This window comes from Methylocaldum sp., from assembly GCF_039794385.1.
In the GTDB taxonomy this organism is placed as follows: Bacteria; Pseudomonadota; Gammaproteobacteria; order Methylococcales; family Methylococcaceae; genus Methylocaldum.
Genome location: NZ_JBDIVO010000075.1, coordinates 1 through 17,339, shown reverse-complemented (window position 1 = coordinate 17,339; position 17,339 = coordinate 1). Strand labels below are relative to the sequence as shown.

Sequence of the window (17,339 nt, the reverse complement as noted above, 5' to 3'; positions counted from 1 at the left end):
GCAGGATTTCAAAGTGGCCCTGGATAAGATGATCGACGAATTCGGTCCACGCCATCCGGCGGGTGGGTTCGACCTCCTGCGGCCAGGCGGTTTCTTCGTAGTGGAGCAGTACCGTGTTGGTGTCCGCACTGAGCTCGATGATCTGAAAGCGGTAGCCTGTGAGATGATCTAGACCGATGTGTGGATGCATACATTGTGGCTCCGGATTGCCAAAAGATCAGCTGATGGCCTTGAGACCGATCCTTGACGCTGTCGATCCCGGAGGGTCATTAAAGCGTTATTGCCAAAAGATGAACAGCGTCGTAACGGAAATAGATCGTAGCCTGAGCAAGATCATCGGTTTCGCGCCGGCGGAGGGGGCAGGGCGGCTTAAGCCGGGTTGAGCGAAGTCACTGCATTCCCTGCCGCTTTCTAAAATAAAAAGAGGTTGACCGCGGCGAAATAGATCAAAAGACTCATGACGTCCTGCAGAATGGTTGCGAGGGGGCCGCTGCCGTAGGCGGGGTCCGTTCCCAACTCCCCCAACAGCCACGGAAGAAAGAGCCCGATCGTCGTCGCCACGCAGCCGGCCGAAAACAACGCCACGGCAACCGCCAGCGCCAGATAAAAGTCCCCGAAGATCAGCCAGATTATAGGGAGAGTGACGGCAGCCAAGGTAAGGCCGATCAGTAGGCCGGTCCGCATTTCCCCGCCGAGCAGCGAGCGGAGGTTCGCATGAGAGAGCGATAGCCCGCGTACGGCAATGGCCTCGGTCTGAGTGCCGATGGCATCGGCGATATAAACTAAACCCGGAATGAAAAAGGCGATAGCGATCCGGTCCTGCAATTGTGCCTCGAATTGCGCAACGACCTGGGTCGCCAAGGCACTGCCCACCAGTCCGAGCATCAACCACGGCAACCGGTCCCGCGCTCGCCGCAGCGGGGCCGATTCCATAGCTTCCCGCGCCTGATGCGTCTCGCGTTTGATCCCGGCGAGGCGGTGCAGATCTTCCACGTGCTCATGTCGCAAGATGTGCATCAGCGCCAGGGGCGGTACCACGCCGAGGAAATGTCCCCCATGGTCGACGACGGGAACCGCGGTCAGCCGATGGTGCAGCGCCAAGGACGCCAGTTTCTCTTGATCTTCGTCTACGCGGACCATGGGCAGTGCCTTAAGAACGTCTCCCATAGGCGTCTCCGCGGGCAAGGCGATCAAATCCTCCAGAACGACACACCCGAGCAGCCGATCTTCCGGATCGGTGATACAGATCAATTCAGCGTGATCGAAGCGGTGTTCTCTTAAGCGAGTTTGAACGGCCGCCGCGGTTTCGTTCGAATAGGCGCGGGGTACGCTGGCCGTCAGGTGGGTGCCGGCCGTTTCGCCCTGGCGGTGATTTCTCTTTCGAGATTTCGTCGGGCGTCTTTTCTTTTCGATGGCTTTTTCCATATTCGCTTTCTGCATTTGTTCAATTTGGGGCATGACTCGGAGTCCAGCGCGACCAAGGCCGGCTCGTTCGAGTTTATCGGCGCACTTTCCCTTGCGACCGAATACCCGTCAAGTCCCGCTGCGGGGTATCGGAATTAATCCCCAAGCCAGGTTATACGTGTACCGGGGCGATCCTATGCGCATTTCTTGATGTTTCCGTGAACTACATTTCGTCACGTGTCTCTATCGGCCAATGGTCAAGGCCGAGAGAAAAGCGGCATTCCGGTACCGGGGCCTTGGATGATCGCTATTGGAGACTTCGATAGTCCGATAAACACGTTCAAGGATAACCATGGAGTGTGATCAAAAGATTTCGAAGTTGATGCGGAACTGTTACGCCGCGCTGCGGGCTGCCATCCCTATAGCGGCCGCCGTGCCGACCACGGCGCAAGCTGGCGCGCAGCGCCTATGCCGTGGCTTCGTGACAATGATGTTCGCAGAGTTTTGATGTCCTATTCACTCGCTTGCTTTGAGACCGATCGCCCATCATGGCTAAGAGGGTTGTACCCACACGGATTGACGCCGATAACTTTGCCGGCAGCTCGCGTGCCGCTTGTAGCGATTGGCGCTCCGTGCGCAGATTCCATGTCGGCACGGGCCACCAAGAGCCCACTTCAAGATGCCGGATATACGACTGCATGCGCTTCCTTGTCGCCATCCCTATCGATCGGTTTCTTGCGCTCGGGGAGGAGTCGATATACGCACAGTTAGGCTTGGGCGCTGACAGGCAGGGCTAAGTACATTCCGCAAATATTTGCGGAATGTACTCAGCGAGTAGGTCGGGAATCCTTTCCCGACGACACGTCCCGCCGAGCGTCTTCGTCGGAAGGGTCGCGACTAAAGCGACCGTTTGCGATTGGGAAAGGATTGCCGACCTACGAATGCTTGAATCCATTCACCCGAGCCGAAGGCGCCAACGACGTCCGCCAAGCCTGTTTTGCCGTACGAGCGAGATGAAAACGCTCTAAGTACATTCAGGGAAGTCTTGCGGCATAGGCAACCTGCAGGACAACCCCGCCAATCAAGCCAATCAGTCGAGATTCCGCAAATATTTGCGGAATGTACTCAGGGGAGCTAAAAGCTAGAAAATGATGAAGGAGATACTGTGCGCTGCATACGGTTCGACGATGCAGGGTGCACGCAACGCACCCTACATCGAAAGTGAAACCGATGTAGACGTGACCGTCCGTTTCGTGCGCGGACTTTGTGTCCTGCCTGTGGTGGCTTTCCGAGGCCCTCGTTTACTCGCTATCCTTACTCAGGGTCGGTTGGCCCATTCGCTGCACTAACTCCTCCACCCGTCGCCACTCCTCCTCAAGGCGGGCGCGGTCGATCTTCGATGGCTCTTCTGGAGATGCCATCTGTTTGGCTCGTAGCTGGTCAATCTCTTTGCTGAATAAGCCTTCCTGTTGCGCCGCAAGCTGGAGCATTAATTCAGAGTTCCCCTTCCAAAAAGTGCTATTTTCCGGGGGCTGATTGTACGACTCTGGGTGCCGATAATAACCCTGCTCATCCGCAGGCTTTTCTTCCTCTACTATTAATGGATGTGCTTGCGCCCAAGAATCCTTGCGAATGCCTGTTACCTGCCAAGAAACTTTCATCCCCGACTTACCTCCCGCAATATTGAAGCGATTGTTTGAAATCTCCCGAGCGACATGAAGGTTAGGGGCAGGCTCGCCAATAGAGGTGAGCTGATAGCGGAAGTCGCAATTGAGGGCTTCAAACCATTCAGGAAGCTCCACAAAACACTCCCCATTCCCGTCAAGAGCCGCAACCCCGTCATAAACATTCTTCATCTCGGCCGACTCGACAAATGAGTGAGCAAGGTACTTGTGCGCCGGCTCAAGGGGGTGATCGATCCTGAAGCCACCACCGGACTTGATTAAAGGACCAAAAACCTCGACTTTTCCATCGAGAAATGCTGCCCATCCATCTTCACCCCCTCTGCCGTACACGCCAATGCCCCTTTGAGCAGAACTTGTACCCCACACACCAACGCTGATGAAACCACCGCTGCTATCGCCACTCACACCGGCGCTGAAGAAACCACCGCGGCTATTGCCACTCACACCGGAGCCAGAGGCACTATCGCCACGCACGCCCGTGCCTTCTCCCGCTACGCCAGATACGCCGGTGCCGGTATTGACTGCTGCTCCGGCTACGCCAATGCCTCTTGTTCGCTCTGTGCCGGCTAAGCCGAACACACCCACTAGAGAGTTGCTGGAGCCCACGACGCCGAACCCGGCATCGCAGAGTCCGCGTACGCCGGCTTCGAAGCCGCCGGTAGGTACACCGAAACGTTCACCAAGTACGCCATCCCCATCGCCGCTAGTCCCGCGGACGCCGGTACCCCTGATGCTACTTCCCACCACGCCGGTGGCCTCGCCGACGAAGCCGGTCACGCCGTTACCACCGGTAGTGCTGGAGCCGAAGACACCGGAGGCGTCGGGAGTTGGAACAAATGTAACGCCCAATACGCCAGTGCCGGTTGCACTTCGGCCAAGCATACCTAGGCTCTGCAAGCTTTCGCCCGCGACACCTTCGCCCTCGATGCTGCGGCCAAATACTCCCGGATTTTGGATGCTGTGGCCTTCCACCCCGGCGATGTTAGTAGGGATGTTCGCTACGTTAGGAGGGAGAGCGCCGCTCGTACCGAACACGCCTACTCCGGTGGTGGAGTCACCCCACACGCCCACGGCGACGGGATTTCCATTAGCATCTACCGGCACCTGATCGCTATTCGCCGGCTCAAATCCTTCTACTCGTGCCATATTGTCCTCCTTTCATGGTTTCGCTGCGGTTGCCGTTATCGCTGTTTGTGCAGGAACTAAAGCTTGCGGTCATGACAGTGTTGATGTGAAGAGTCATTCAGGAGATGCGATGCCATTATCGAGCGGCTCTAGCTACTGCCGCTTGGCGGTAAATCCGGCGACCGTGAGGGTGGTGTTGATGAATCGGATCTCGCGATTGCGGTCGACGATCACAAACGCGACTGTCGAAGGCCCATCAAAGGCCGTTCCCGAGAACTCGGCGACACTGGTACCCGTGCCATCGGGATTGACCGAATGGGTGCACGTCTTGGACGTGAGAGGTCCGAGGATAGTCCCGTTGATATTGACAGTCGTGGTGACCGCGCAGCCTCCGTGGCCATCAAAGATCACCGTGCCAAGGGCGGCCGTTGGCACCGCTTGAGGGGCAGCGGGGGGCACAATCATCCCGAACTCCCCCGAAAATCCCCACCTTCCTTCGATGCCGCGTTCGGTAAATGCTGGTCTTGGAGCGTCCGCTCTCGAAGATGAGGCTAATGCCACAAAGACAAGCAATACTGTCAACGGCTGTAGGACTACCCCATACACGTTGCGATTGTGTTTCGTCATAGTCACCTCCTACGCGAAACGCCTCTTCGCCATAACGCATTTGATGAAAGAATCGGATTTGCCAGAATCACAGGTTATCGCGGGTGTGGCCGACGAATCATTGAAATATTTGGATGCCGAGGATGAAAGTGGCTGTCCGTCATTTCGATCCAAATATCGGCTCCCTTATGGGGCGGGAGGAGACTAAACCGATATTCGAAGGACACCTTGTCCAAGTAAAAAAGGGGGTAGGGATTGTATGTCTGGAGAACTGCCATTTGAGCCCTTATTAATCAGGCCTGTAAATACCCTCCTGGTATTTCGGGCCGCCGCCCAGGCCGGTACACGCCCGGCCTGGGCTCAAGCGGCTGGTCGCCGCGCCGGGGCATCCCTGCCCCGGATTAACCCGGCCTATATTTATAGGCCGGGTTAATAATAAGGCCCAGCAGCTTTGGGTACTAAGCGCTACGTGGGCAATATCAAAAGCTGACGTTCAGGCAAAGTCGCAATCATCAATCCGCGATCTTCCGCTTTAGCCGAAAATCAGGCGCATGGACGACCGCTACGAATGGCAGCTTCGAATCGGGAGTGGCAGTTCAAATCATCTGACAGTGTTGGTCGGATCTGGCCGCGGCAACCTCAATGTACGATCAGAATGGTTTTGGGATTTGCTCTCGCCTTATTGAAAAGCGTTCCATGAGGCGGCACGGGAGCGGTAATAACATGGCCCTCGACGGCTGCCGTCATATAACTGTAATCTCGTGCGGCTATTTTCACGCTCTTTGCAAACAGCGGTTCGGGCCGAGCGAGCGATCTGATTATGAGTGGCAGACCCATGGCTTTGTCGCACCAAGACTATTTGAGTCTCAAGCGGGCATATCGGCATCTAGAATATCCCGCCTTCGCCGTCAGGCTTGCCGATGCGGTCGGCACACCCTTGGAGAAAGGGCTTAAGCTTTTGCCAACGCCATGGTACCGAAGACTGCATCGCTGCGCCGAGAATGCCATTTGGAAGGCTTTGGGCGTGGCGGTCACGAGCTTGGACAATAAGCCGGGGACGCCATCCCGCGACGTGTATTACAAGTTGCTCAGCATCGCGAGCGGCGCGGTCGGTGGTTTTTTAGGCGGTCCGGCCTTGCTGGTGGAGCTGCCGTTTACGACCGTTCTCATGCTGCGTTCGATTGCCGATATCGCCCGCAGCGAGGGCGAAGATCTCGACGATATCGCGACCCGTCTGGCATGTCTCGAAGTGTTCGCCTTGGGTGGGCGTACTAAGGAAGATGATGCGGCTGATGCCGGGTACTACGGGTTGCGTCTCGCTTTGGAGCGGCCCGTTGCGGCAGCCTCCAGCTATATCGCTCGGAACGGCCTAGGCAATCGGGCCGGCGCGCCGATGTTGGTGGATTTTATTATGATGATCTCGAGCCGTTTCGGCATAACGGTCTCGGAAAAAGCCGCGGCGGAAATCGTCCCGATTGTGGGGGCGGTCGGCGGCGCTTTGGTCAACAGCGTGTTCATTCAGCACTTTCAAGTTATGGCACATAGCCACTTTACGATCCGCCGTCTCGAGCGGAAGTACGGCCCGAGGCTCATTCGAGCGGAGTACGATAAGCTGCGGACCCCCGAGTACAAGCTCTCGTACGCGTCAGTTTAGCTTTCCCTTATTTAAACTTTTCGTGGTTCTTGGCCCGCTGGCATAATACCCTTGGCTTTTTATGCGGCCGAGGTTTTTTCTTATCAATGGGGTTTCTGGAATCCAGGGAGGTAGCGATGGCTGGTTTCGGCGATTTTCTTGAAAACGGTGTGGCCAAAGGCGTTGTGATCGGGCTTGGCATGGTGGCGGCCGGTGTCGTTCTTGCGCCGGCGCTGCGGCCAGTTGCACGAGCAGCCGTGAAGACCGGCATCCTGCTGTTCGAAAAAGGCCGCGAATGGGCGGCTGAAGCCGGCGAAACCTTCGAAGATCTGGTGGCCGAGGTTCGAGCGGAGCTGGCAGAGCAGGCGGCCGCAGCGGAAGGATTCGAAGCCGCCGAGCAAGCCGCTGCGGAAAGCGATATGAAAGGCTAAAGATGGTCTCGGCCTTCGTCGTTCACGAGCTAGCCGGTCGATTACGGCTGAGAATTCCCGAAAAGCGCAATGATTCGGCCTTTTTTGCCGCTCTCGCCGAACGTTTAGCCGAATGTCCGGGCGTTACCAGCGTCAAGCTCAATGCGTTTACCGGTAGCGTTTTGCTGCTTCACGCCGCGGAAACGAGTGCAATCGATGTTGCAAGGTATGCGGAGCAAGCCGCTTTATTTTCCGTTAAACCCTTGTCGGCCACACCCGTCCGCACGCTGGGTCAGCACGCAACCAAGGGTCTCAATGCATTTGACCGCAGCCTTACCACCGCGAGTGGCGGGCTAGTGGATTTGCAGTCGGCCTTTTTTCTTTTGTTGGTGGGATTGGCTGTTTATCAGGCGAGACGCGGGCAGATTCTGGTGCCGGCGGTTTCCATGCTTTGGGAAGCGATCAGTCTGGTCGGTTCGGACAAAATCGGCAAACACTAGCCGGAAGCGCGCGTACTCTTTGTCGGATGTTGCAGACCATCTGAGGGAGCTGAAGGCGCTAGCTTAACCGCTGATGCAAAGGGCTTTTGCGGGGAAAATGCGCTTTCAAGAATTCCATTTGATCGCTCAATACCCGGCGTCCTTGTAGGTAGACATATTCCGCGTGGGTTGGGGTGAACGGAATGGCTAGGAGTTGCATGCCGGCTTGTTCCGGGGTTCGTCCGGCTTTATGGTTGTTGCAGCGCTTGCATGCGGTTACGACATTGTTCCAGGTGTCGGCGCCTCCGACGCTGATCGGAGTGATGTGGTCGCGGGAAAGGTCGCTATGGTGAAATCGGTGGCCGCAGTAAAGACAAAGATTGTTGTCGCGGCGGAATAGGGCAGGATTGCTTAGGGGCGGAACGTAGTTGGGATCGATGCCGTAGCCGTTGTTATGGTGGTGGTGTGTGGCGATGATCGAATTGACTTCGATGAGACTGCGGCGCCCCGTCTTGGCATTAATGCCACCCCGCAGCGTATACAGGTGGGTACCGCAGCTATAGGCTACTTCACCTAGATGATAAAGCTTTGCCGCCTCTTGGTAGCCTATCCATTCCAGCGGCATGCCAGAGGCATCGGTACGTAACACCTGTAGATGATAAATCTCCATAGATCCTCCATCGTTCGATTGTTGTCTTTCATTGCAGAATGGTTAAACACTTGATTTCCGGTTGCTGTCGTCGGTCGACTTATGCACAGTGTATTCAATTTGTTTGTCAAGGAAAAATTTGAATCAGTGCTGCCGCGATTAGATTTTTTTGTGACCAAATAAGGCATTGATAAAATTATAAAAAATAAGTTTTGGTCAAAATCTTTACAATTTAATGAAAGTCTAGTCTTCATGCATTTTTCGGCAACATCCCGACATCTATTCCACAAAGTTATCCACAGAAACTGTGGATAAGCAAGATTTTGCTTTTCTGCTAAGCGTGTTGCGGTTTTCCCGATTCTACCCGGGATTTGTGGCAGTTCGTTGAACATGACGAAAATTCTTAAGATCGCTGTTTCGGTGCCTTTGCGACGTCTGTTCGACTATCTTCCTCCTTCAGCCTCCGATATTCAGAGTTTGAAGCTTGGCGTCCGCGTCGAAGTTCCCTTCGGCCGTCGCCGAAAAATTGGCGTATTGATGGACATTGCGGAAGAATCGGAGGTGGACCGTGGACGTTTGAAGGAGGCGTTAGCGATACTCGACAGCGATCCCTTGCTGTCTTCCGACGATCTCCGGTTGCTCAACTGGGCGAGCCGTTATTATCACCATCCTATCGGTGAGGTCGTCGCAGCGGCTCTGGCCGTCCTGTTGCGCAAGGGCAGTGCGGCCGAGCTCGCGGGAGAAAGGGTTCTTCGCCTGGTCACGGAGGACTATGCTTTCGCGGCGCAGTCATGCAAGAGAGCCCCTCGCCAAGCGGCGTTGATCGGATTGCTCCGCGAGCATCCGAACGGCGTTCCTCATAGTCTTTTGAGCGAACTGGATTGGGACTGGCGCGGTGCTGTAGACGGCCTGGTTCGGAAAGGTTTGGCGTGCTGGTGCCAGAGCCGGGAAGCGCAAGTACCTGCCCACAATTCACTCAAATCTCCTCCTTTCGATCTCAACGAGGACCAGCAGCGCGCAATAGCCGCCGTTCGGGAGGCCATGGGCGCGTACGCCGCTTTCTTGCTGGAAGGCGTGACCGGCAGCGGTAAAACCGAAGTGTATCTGCAATTGACGCAGGAGGTTTTGGCGCGAGGCGAGCAGATCATGATCTTGCTGCCGGAAATCAATCTGACGCCTCAGTTGCAAGCCCGCTTTCGCAGCCGCTTCTCGGTTCCGGTCGCGATATTTCATTCCGGGCTCACGGAAACCGAGCGCTGCCGTTCCTGGCTACAAATGCAGCGAGGGGAGGTGAGTATTCTGCTCGGTACCCGTTCCGCCGTCTTCACCCCGATGAAGTCGCCGGGGATGATCATTCTGGACGAGGAGCACGACACTTCATTCAAGCAGCAGGATGGCTTCCGCTTCTCGGCGCGCGACGTGGCCGTCATGCGAGCCCGGCTGTTCAACATTCCTATTCTGTTGGGGTCGGCCACGCCGTCTTTGGAAAGTCTCTGCAACGTATCGCAGGAGCGGTATCGGCATTTGCGGCTTCTTCATCGCGCAGGCGGGGCGCTCCAACCCAGCTTCCGATTGCTCGATATTCGAGGGCATCGCTTGCGGGAAGGGCTTTCGCCGGCACTGATCGCGTATATTGCCGACACATTGAGCCGCGGCGAGCAGGCGCTGTTGTTCGTCAATCGGCGCGGTTTTGCGCCGACTTTGATTTGTCACGCCTGCGGATGGGTCGCCCGTTGCCGACGTTGCGACGCGAACTTGGTCGTTCATGCCGGTGACGGGCGTCTGCGTTGCCATCACTGCGGGTTCGAACAGTCCTTGGCCCGTTCTTGTAACGGCTGCGGCAGTGAAGACCTTCGCCCCTTGGGGCTCGGGACCGAGCGCGTGGAGAACGCGTTGGCAGAGTTGTTCCCAGGCGCCCGCATAGTGCGCATTGACCGCGACAGCACGCGGCGCAAAGGACGATTGGAAACGCTTTTGAACGACATTCACGAAGGCCGGATGGATATCCTGATCGGCACCCAGATGCTGGCGAAAGGCCATCATTTTCCGCGGGTCACGCTGGTCGGAATCACGGATGTGGATTCCGGCCTCTACAGCACCGACTTTCGTTCCGGCGAACGGACTGCGCAATTGATTATTCAAGTAGCGGGCCGCGCCGGGCGGGAAGAACGAATGGGCACCGTCGTTTTGCAGACTCGGCACCCTGGCCACCCATTGCTTCATGTGTTGATCAGGGACGGCTATTCCGGTTTTGCAAAAGCCTGTACGGACGAGCGCCGAGCGGCGCAGTTGCCCCCCTTTACCTATCAGGCGCTATGGCGGGCGGAGGCGACCGACATCGATGCGCCGCGAAGCTTCTTGGGGCGAGTTGCCGATCTTGCGAACGAGCGACCGTCGCCCGAATTGTTGGTGTTGGGGCCGGTTCCCGCACCGATGGCGCGGCGAGCCGGACGGCAGCGTTATCAACTGCTGTTTCAATCCGCCAGGCGCAATCTGCTGCACGGACTTATCGAGTCACTGCTGCCGTTGATTTCGGAACTTGATGAAGCCAAGCGAGTCCGTTGGTCTATAGACGTCGATCCGGTCGACCTTTATTGATAGCGGCTAGTGGCGCCGTTTACAGGTTCGCTTGATCTTGGCTTCTTTTTCTCCCGGACTCCAATTAGCATGGCGCTGGAGTCGAGTGTCGCGACGGCCTTGGGTTTCCCAAACACCACTCACAAGACATGCGAGGAATCTATGTTCCCATTACGAGACGAAAATCCGATTGTCAGGAGGCCAGTGGCGACGATTGCGATAATCGGCCTGAATATCGCCAGTTGGGTTTTTGTTCAAGGCTTGGGTAACGGCGAGCCGCTGGCGTGGTCCTTGTGCAATTATGGCTTGATCCCGGGTGAGCTGTTCGATCGCGTACCGGCCGGAACCGTCATTCCCCTCGGAGAAAATCTGGGCTGCGAGCTGACCGGGGACACGTCCGTCCTGACCCTGGTGACCCATATGTTCCTCCACGGCGGGTGGTTTCACATCATCGGAAATCTCTGGTTCCTTTGGGTGTTCGGCGACAACGTCGAAGACTCGATGGGGCCGATACGGTTCGTTATTTTTTATCTCGCATGTGGCTTGGCCGCCGCCGGCGCTCAGATCTTTACCGATCCCGCTGCGGCAATACCCATGGTGGGGGCTTCCGGCGCGATCGGAGGGGTAATGGGGGCGTATGCTCGGCTCTATCCGAGGGCCAGAATAGTGACGCTGATCTTCCTCGGATTCTATGTGACTACCGTGGCTTTGCCGGCCATTGCCATGCTGGGATATTGGTTCTTCATCCAGATCGCAGGTGGACTCCCAGCCCTACAAGAGGCTGGCGGTGGCGTGGCGTTCTGGGCACACGTGGGGGGATTTCTGGCTGGCCTGATTTTGGCTGGTCCCATGCATCGACCGGATTATCTGGCTCAGCATCTTCGGCATGCGGCGGGGCCGTATGACCGCTACTGATTTTCAGTCTGCCGACGTTCTGCCGAGAGCGAGTCTTATGCCGGCTGCCGTTTTCTGAGCATAGGGCGCATATCCACCAGGGCGACGATCAGGAGGTAAAGCCCGAGGAATGCCGTGCCGACCGTCCAGGACGTCAAGCCGCACGACTCCACCAGATCTTTGTGTCCGCCGTACAGCAATAATCCGAGCAGGAGATAGCCCACGATCTTTCCTAGCGGATAGCGCACCGGGTAATAGTATTGACCGAGAGCGTAGGAAATGACGGTCATCGTGGCATAACACGCCAGCGTCGCCCAGGCCGAGCCCATGTAGCCCATGATCGGAATCCACCATATATTCAGGCCGATGGTGAGCGCGGCGCCGATCAAGGATACCCATGCCCCCATCAGGGTTCGATCGGTGAGTTTGTACCAGATCGACAGGTTGACGTAGATGCCCAGGAACAGATTGGCCAAGAGCAAAACGGGCACGACGTGAAGCCCTTCCCGGTATTCCACGCCGACGAAGTACTTGAATACGTCGATGTACAGGGTCACCACCAGGAAGATGAATACGCAGAAGATCACGAAATAATTCATCACGAGGGCATAAGCGCGCTTCGCGTCCGCCCGTCCGGCGTATGCAAAAAAGAAGGGTTCGCCTGCATACCGGAAGGCCTGTATGAAGAGCGACATCAGGATCGACAGCTTGTAGCACGCGCCATAGATGCCCAGCATGCGCAGATTGGTCGCAAGATCATAGGGCAGCAGAAATTTCAGGATGGCGCGGTCGAGCATTTCGTTGACCATCCCCGCAAATCCGATCACCACCATCGGCAGAGAGTAAGCCAGCAAGCTTTTCAGGAGTCGCGAATCGAGCCCATGCCGCAAGCTTTTGAATTGCGGCAGGAGCAGCAGGAGCTTGAACGCGCTGGCCGCAAGATTGGCCAGGAAGATATAGCCGACACCGATAGCCGGATCGTACAAACGCGCTCCAAGCGAGTTCGGCCAAAGCTCCTCGGCCTTTTTGCAATAAACCAGGAAGAACAGGTTGAGTCCTATGGCGAGTACGATTTCGATCAGTTTGATGCCGGCAAAGCGCCAAGCCCGGTTTTCGGAGCGCAGTTTGGCGAACGGCAGTGCCGAGATGGAATCGAGCGCCAGAATCGCGCCGAACCACACCAGATATTCCGGATGCTCCGAATAGCGGAGCAGCGCCGCAAGCGGTTCGCGAAATACGACGATTCCGGAGACAAACGCCAGGTTCGCCAATATCAAGAAGACGAGCGCCGTCGAGTATACGGTGTCCGACCGGAGTTCTTCCCGGTTGCTGAAGCGGAAAAAGCCCGTTTCCAGGCCGAACACCAGGAGTACGGCGAAAAAGCCGGCGTAGGCATAAAACTCCGAAACGATGCCGTATTCCTGCGCCGGAAACGTATAGGTGTACAGCGGAACCAGCAGATAGTTGAGGAATCTGCCGATGATGCTGCTCAAGCCGTAGATGACGGTTTGCGAGGCAAGCTTGCGGAGAGGGTTCAAAAGTTGATGCGCCGGCGATGTTTGAAGGCCGTCATTTTATGGCGAGTCCGGATGGACGCCAAAATCTTGTGCGGTTTCTCATGCGTTCCAACCCGTGTCACGACGTTCTCGTTTAAGAGTTGCCGTTTGTGGGAAGTTTTCGCGAATTCATAGATGTTCGCGTCGGCATTTGCATGGTTTTTCGGATAAAAGTAATCAAATTATGCTCATCTAAGCTTGTCAAACTAAAATTGGTTGTTTTCGAAGCAAAGTCAATGATGAAGGCCGAGTTTTAATCGGCCTTGTTTCTTAAGTTCATCAGCTAACAAACAGCGAGGTAAGCCCATGGCGTCTTTTATCGCGGAACACCCACTCGAGGCCGACGAGCTGCAAAAACTCGATGCCTACTGGCGGGCGTGCAACTACCTTGCGGTGGGCATGATTTATCTGAAGGACAATCCTCTGCTGAAAGAGCCTTTGCAGCCGGGGCATATCAAAAAGCGCTTGCTCGGTCATTGGGGCTCCAGTCCCGGCTTGAGTTTCAGCTACGTTCATCTCAATCGCCTAATCAATAAGTACGATCTTGATGCGATTTTCATCACCGGCCCCGGTCATGGAGCGCCAGGCGTATTGGCGCCGGTTTATCTCGAGGGTACGTACTCCGAAATCTATCCGAATAAAAATGAAGACGAAGAGGGGATGCGTCTGTTCTTCAGGGAATTCTCGTTTCCAGGCGGAATCGGCAGCCATTGCACGCCGGAAATGCCGGGATCGATCCATGAAGGGGGAGAGTTAGGTTACAGCATTTCCCATGCCTTCGGTGCGGCGTTCGATAACCCCGATCTCTTGGTTACCGTAATGGTCGGCGATGGCGAGGCAGAAACCGCAGCTCTCGCAGCCTCCTGGCATTCGAATAAATTCCTCAATCCGGTTCGGGACGGTGCGGTACTGCCGATCCTCCACCTCAATGGATATAAGATCAATAATCCGACCGTCCTGGCGCGCATTTCCCATGAGGAACTGGAGCAGCTGTTCGCGGGATATGGATGGACGCCCTATTTTGTCGAGGGCAGCGATCCGGAAACCATGCATCAAGCGATGGCGGCTACTTTAGAACATTGCGTGCTCGAAATTCGTCGGATTCGGCAGGAAGCCCGCCAGGGCGGTGGCCTGAGCCGCCCGCGGTGGCCTATGATCGTGCTGCGCAGCCCGAAGGGGTGGACAGGACCCAAGACGGTCGACGGCCACAAAATAGAAGGTTTCTGGCGTTCGCACCAAGTGCCGCTCGCAGGAGTCGCCCAGAATCCGGAGCACCTCAAGATGCTCGAAGAATGGATGCGAAGTTATGAGCCGGAGAAGCTGTTCGATGCCACCGGCCGCCTCGTTCCCGAGTTGAAGGCTCTGGCTCCCAGGGGGAATCGGCGCATGAGCGCCAATCCCCATGCCAATGGTGGCTTGCTCCGTAAAGCTTTAAGGATGCCCGATTTTCGCGATTATGCGGTCGAGGTGCCGAAACCTGGTTCCGTGGAGTCGGAAAATACGCGGCCCCTCGGACGCTTTTTGCGCGACATTCTGGCGCTAAATCCTAGTAACTTCCGGGTATTCGGTCCGGACGAGACCACTTCCAACAAGCTGGATGATGTGTACGAAGCCAGCAAAAAAATGTGGCTGGCCGACTACTTGCCGGAGGACGCCGACGGCGGCGAATTATCGCCGGAGGGGCGTGTTATGGAAATGTTGTCGGAGCACACGCTGGAGGGCTGGCTCGAGGGCTATCTGCTTACCGGGCGGCACGGATTCTTCTCGACCTATGAGGCCTTCGTCCACGTGATCGACTCGATGTTCAACCAGTTCGCAAAATGGCTGGATATCGCCAACGACATCCCCTGGCGCGCTCCCGTATCTTCCCTGAACCTCTTGATCACCTCTACCGTATGGCGACAGGATCATAACGGCTTCACTCATCAGGATCCGGGGTTTCTCGATCTCGTGGTCAACAAGAGCCCCGAAGTGACCCGTATTTATCTGCCCCCCGACGTCAATACGCTCCTATGCGTGGCGGACCATTGCCTCCGAAGTACCTATAACGTCAACGTGATTGTTTCGGACAAACAGAAGCATTTGCAGTATTTGGACATGGAAGCAGCGATAAAGCATTGCATCAAGGGCCTGGGAATCTGGGATTGGGCGAGCAACGACCAGGGTTCGGAGCCGGATGTCGTCATGGTGGGTTGCGGCGACATCCCAACGAAAGAGGCGCTAGCGGCTGTCATGCTCCTGCGCGAACACTTCCCGACATTGAAGATCCGTTTCATCAATGTGGTCGATTTGTTCAAGCTGCAGCCTGCAAGCGAACACCCCCACGGCCTTAACGACCGCGATTTCGACAGTCTCTTCACCTTGGATAAGCCGATTATTTTCAATTTCCACGGGTATCCGTGGCTGATCCATCGCCTCTCTTACAGAAGAACCAATCATAAGAACCTGCACGTGCGAGGGTATAAAGAGAAAGGAAATATCAATACCCCGCTGGAATTGGCCATCGAGAACGAAATCGACCGTTTCAGCCTGGCGATCGATGTGATTAATCGCGTGCCGGGGCTGTTGGTTGCGGGCGCCCATGTCAAGGAAAAGCTTCGCGACATGCAGATCGAGTGCAGCAATTATGCGTATGAGCACGGTGTGGACAAGCCGGAGTTCGCCAATTGGACATGGCCTCAATAATGAGCGAGCGACGATGGCGCGGCCCGGAAAGGATTTCGTAGACGCACTCCCTCAAGCTGACTGAGAACTCATGCAGAGGAAGCTTTTGGTCCTCAACTCGGGTAGTTCGTCCGTAAAGTATCGGTTGTTTGATCTGAGTGACGAACGTGTCCTGCTGTCAGGCATTATCGAACGAATTGGAGAGACTCGCGCTTCTTCGCCTGAAGATGGTGGTGAGGGGCATGGATTCGCTGACCACCGTCAAGCCTTTGCCGAAGTGATGCGGAGGCTCGACGAGTCTGGCGAGTTGCCGGACCCGAACGAGCTTTTTGCAATCGGCCACCGTGTGGTGCACGGAGGGGAGACTTTCCGTTCCGCTGTCGTCGTCGACGATTCGGTCATGGCGGCGATTCGAGCGGCTGTTCCGCTCGCGCCTCTCCATAATCCGCCAAATTTGCTGGGCATTGAGGTTTGCCGCGCACTCTGGCCAGGCGTGCCTCAGGTCGCTGTGTTCGATACGGCCTTTCACCAATCCATGCCGCCTCACGCCTACCATTACGCGCTGCCGAAAAAATTTTATCGGGACGATCGAATACGCCGGTACGGGTTTCACGGAACCTCGTTCGCGTACGTCACGAAACGAGCCGCCGCCCATCTGGGGCGACCGCCGGAGTCGTGCAACTTCATCGCGTTGCACTTGGGTAATGGGGCGAGCGCTACAGCCATTAAGCACGGCCGTAGCGTCGATACATCGATGGGCATGACGCCTTTGGCGGGCTTAATCATGGGTACGCGGTGCGGCGACATCGATCCCGGCATCGTCCTCCATTTGATGAACTCCCGCAATTATTCAGCGAGAGACATGGAGTGCCTTCTAAGCAGGAACGCCGGGCTCAAGGCGCTCGTCGGGGCGAATGATATGCGCGAAATTTTGCGGCGTGCTGCGGTCGGCGGCGAAGACGCCCGGTTGGCCGTCGAAATGTACTGTTACGCGATCAAAAAATACATCGGGGGCTACCTGGCTGTGCTGGGTAACATCGATGCGTTGATCTTTACGGGCGGTATCGGTGAGCATGCCGCTCCCATCCGCTACAAAATCTGCTCGGGTCTAGAGCCGTTCGGAATCGTGATCGATGTACGCAAAAACGCAATGGACGCGTCCGAAACGTCGGAGCTGCAAGCCTCCCATAGTCGAGCCAAAATCCTAATCGTGCCGACAGACGAGGAGCTGGAAATCGCCCGCGAGGCCGCGGAAGTGATTGATGCTCGGTCCGTCGGTTCAATCGAATAGTCTCGGAAAACCATTGGTACGTGTTTTTTCACTCCTTTGCGGCTTCTTCCATTTCTTTTGGTACTGAGCTTTCGTGTTCTCTGAATTCCGGGCGGCAGGCTCGTTTGGAGTGCCCATTCCTGGCCTTTCTGCAAGAGCGCGAACGCGTGCCAGTCTCTTTTCTGTGTGTGTGCTTTTGCCCTGATTTATCGCGGCCTCAGAGCTCCAGTCGGAAAGGCAGTAGGAATCGTCGGATATAGCCTTGACAAGGCATGAATGAGTGATAGACTGCAACGCACCCTAGGAGTGGGGCATTTTGTCGCAGGGGCCCTTGGGCCAGGGGCAAGAATGAAGAAGACAAGGATGCACGACGAGGTAGCGGGGCGG

General features: G+C 56.2%; 13 protein-coding genes. 7 read left to right on the top strand and 6 right to left on the bottom strand.

Features of this window, described 5'->3' with window-relative positions; translation table 11 throughout:
- From ABJK70_RS09030 to ABJK70_RS09015, 4 genes are all read right to left on the bottom strand, one after another.
- The coding region (locus tag ABJK70_RS09030; RefSeq protein ID WP_347257811.1) for a hypothetical protein at positions 1 to 190 on the bottom strand (190 nt) is incomplete at its 3' end.
- 221 nt (positions 191 to 411) lie between these two features.
- Entirely contained in the window at positions 412 to 1,458 is a 1,047-nt protein-coding gene (locus ABJK70_RS09025) for a magnesium transporter (RefSeq protein ID WP_347257810.1), read from the bottom strand.
- A gap of 1,247 nt (positions 1,459 to 2,705) precedes the next feature.
- Positions 2,706 to 4,235 (bottom strand): hypothetical protein, encoded by a 1,530-nt coding sequence (locus ABJK70_RS09020; protein ID WP_156881662.1) that lies wholly within the window; start codon positions 4,233 to 4,235, stop codon positions 2,706 to 2,708.
- Between the two features lie 132 nt (positions 4,236 to 4,367).
- Positions 4,368 to 4,841 carry a hypothetical protein gene (locus tag ABJK70_RS09015; protein ID WP_156881663.1) on the bottom strand — a complete coding sequence of 158 codons (474 nt, stop codon included), beginning with the start codon at positions 4,839 to 4,841 and terminating at the stop codon, positions 4,368 to 4,370.
- A gap of 814 nt (positions 4,842 to 5,655) precedes the next feature.
- Between ABJK70_RS09015 and ABJK70_RS09010 the strand changes: the two genes are divergently transcribed.
- The 3 genes from ABJK70_RS09010 (at position 5,656) to ABJK70_RS09000 (ending at position 7,363) form a co-directional block, all read left to right on the top strand.
- On the top strand, positions 5,656 to 6,474 hold the full coding sequence (locus ABJK70_RS09010; RefSeq protein WP_347257809.1) for an EcsC family protein: 819 nt from the start codon (positions 5,656 to 5,658) through the stop codon (positions 6,472 to 6,474).
- A gap of 116 nt (positions 6,475 to 6,590) precedes the next feature.
- Complete coding sequence (locus ABJK70_RS09005; RefSeq protein WP_077730885.1) at positions 6,591 to 6,884, top strand: DUF5132 domain-containing protein; 294 nt, start codon at positions 6,591 to 6,593, stop codon at positions 6,882 to 6,884.
- 2 nt (positions 6,885 to 6,886) lie between these two features.
- Positions 6,887 to 7,363: an HMA2 domain-containing protein gene (locus tag ABJK70_RS09000; protein ID WP_077730886.1), complete on the top strand. Its 477-nt coding sequence runs from the start codon at positions 6,887 to 6,889 to the stop codon at positions 7,361 to 7,363.
- Between the two features lie 58 nt (positions 7,364 to 7,421).
- Here the strand turns inward: ABJK70_RS09000 and ABJK70_RS08995 are convergent, their stop codons facing one another.
- Positions 7,422 to 8,012: an HNH endonuclease gene (locus ABJK70_RS08995; RefSeq protein WP_077730887.1), complete on the bottom strand. Its 591-nt coding sequence runs from the start codon at positions 8,010 to 8,012 to the stop codon at positions 7,422 to 7,424.
- Between the two features lie 369 nt (positions 8,013 to 8,381).
- Here ABJK70_RS08995 and ABJK70_RS08990 point away from each other — a divergent pair, with 369 nt between their 5' ends.
- A complete protein-coding gene (locus ABJK70_RS08990) occupies positions 8,382 to 10,589 on the top strand; it encodes a primosomal protein N' (RefSeq protein ID WP_347257808.1) in 2,208 nt (735 codons plus the stop codon).
- Positions 10,590 to 10,772: 183 nt separating this feature from the next.
- The gene (locus ABJK70_RS08985) at positions 10,773 to 11,483 is read left to right on the top strand and encodes a rhomboid family intramembrane serine protease (RefSeq protein ID WP_240502550.1); all 711 of its coding nucleotides are present in this window, start codon (positions 10,773 to 10,775) and stop codon (positions 11,481 to 11,483) included.
- 35 nt (positions 11,484 to 11,518) lie between these two features.
- Here ABJK70_RS08985 and ABJK70_RS08980 read toward each other — a convergent pair whose 3' ends face one another.
- Positions 11,519 to 13,000, bottom strand: coding sequence for a polysaccharide biosynthesis C-terminal domain-containing protein (locus ABJK70_RS08980; RefSeq protein ID WP_086133483.1), 1,482 nt, complete (start codon positions 12,998 to 13,000; stop codon positions 11,519 to 11,521).
- Between the two features lie 324 nt (positions 13,001 to 13,324).
- On the opposite strand from ABJK70_RS08980, the gene ABJK70_RS08975 reads away from it, so the two are divergent.
- Positions 13,325 to 15,703, top strand: a complete 2,379-nt coding sequence (locus ABJK70_RS08975) for a phosphoketolase family protein (protein WP_077730891.1) — start codon at positions 13,325 to 13,327, stop codon at positions 15,701 to 15,703.
- Between the two features lie 70 nt (positions 15,704 to 15,773).
- The gene (locus tag ABJK70_RS08970) at positions 15,774 to 16,973 is read left to right on the top strand and encodes an acetate kinase (protein ID WP_347257807.1); all 1,200 of its coding nucleotides are present in this window, start codon (positions 15,774 to 15,776) and stop codon (positions 16,971 to 16,973) included.
- The last annotated feature ends 366 nt before the right edge of the window (positions 16,974 to 17,339 follow it).

Coding starts and splice junctions, on each gene's coding strand:
- ABJK70_RS09010 (WP_347257809.1), top strand. CDS start 5,656: ATGGCTTTGTCGCACCAAGACTATTTGAGTCTCAAGCGGGCATATCGG.
- ABJK70_RS08970 (WP_347257807.1), top strand. CDS start 15,774: ATGCAGAGGAAGCTTTTGGTCCTCAACTCGGGTAGTTCGTCCGTAAAG.
- ABJK70_RS09000 (WP_077730886.1), top strand. CDS start 6,887: ATGGTCTCGGCCTTCGTCGTTCACGAGCTAGCCGGTCGATTACGGCTG.
- ABJK70_RS09020 (WP_156881662.1), bottom strand. CDS start 4,235: ATGGCACGAGTAGAAGGATTTGAGCCGGCGAATAGCGATCAGGTGCCG.
- ABJK70_RS08975 (WP_077730891.1), top strand. CDS start 13,325: ATGGCGTCTTTTATCGCGGAACACCCACTCGAGGCCGACGAGCTGCAA.
- ABJK70_RS08995 (WP_077730887.1), bottom strand. CDS start 8,012: ATGGAGATTTATCATCTACAGGTGTTACGTACCGATGCCTCTGGCATG.
- ABJK70_RS09025 (WP_347257810.1), bottom strand. CDS start 1,458: ATGCCCCAAATTGAACAAATGCAGAAAGCGAATATGGAAAAAGCCATC.
- ABJK70_RS08990 (WP_347257808.1), top strand. CDS start 8,382: ATGACGAAAATTCTTAAGATCGCTGTTTCGGTGCCTTTGCGACGTCTG.
- ABJK70_RS09015 (WP_156881663.1), bottom strand. CDS start 4,841: ATGACGAAACACAATCGCAACGTGTATGGGGTAGTCCTACAGCCGTTG.
- ABJK70_RS09005 (WP_077730885.1), top strand. CDS start 6,591: ATGGCTGGTTTCGGCGATTTTCTTGAAAACGGTGTGGCCAAAGGCGTT.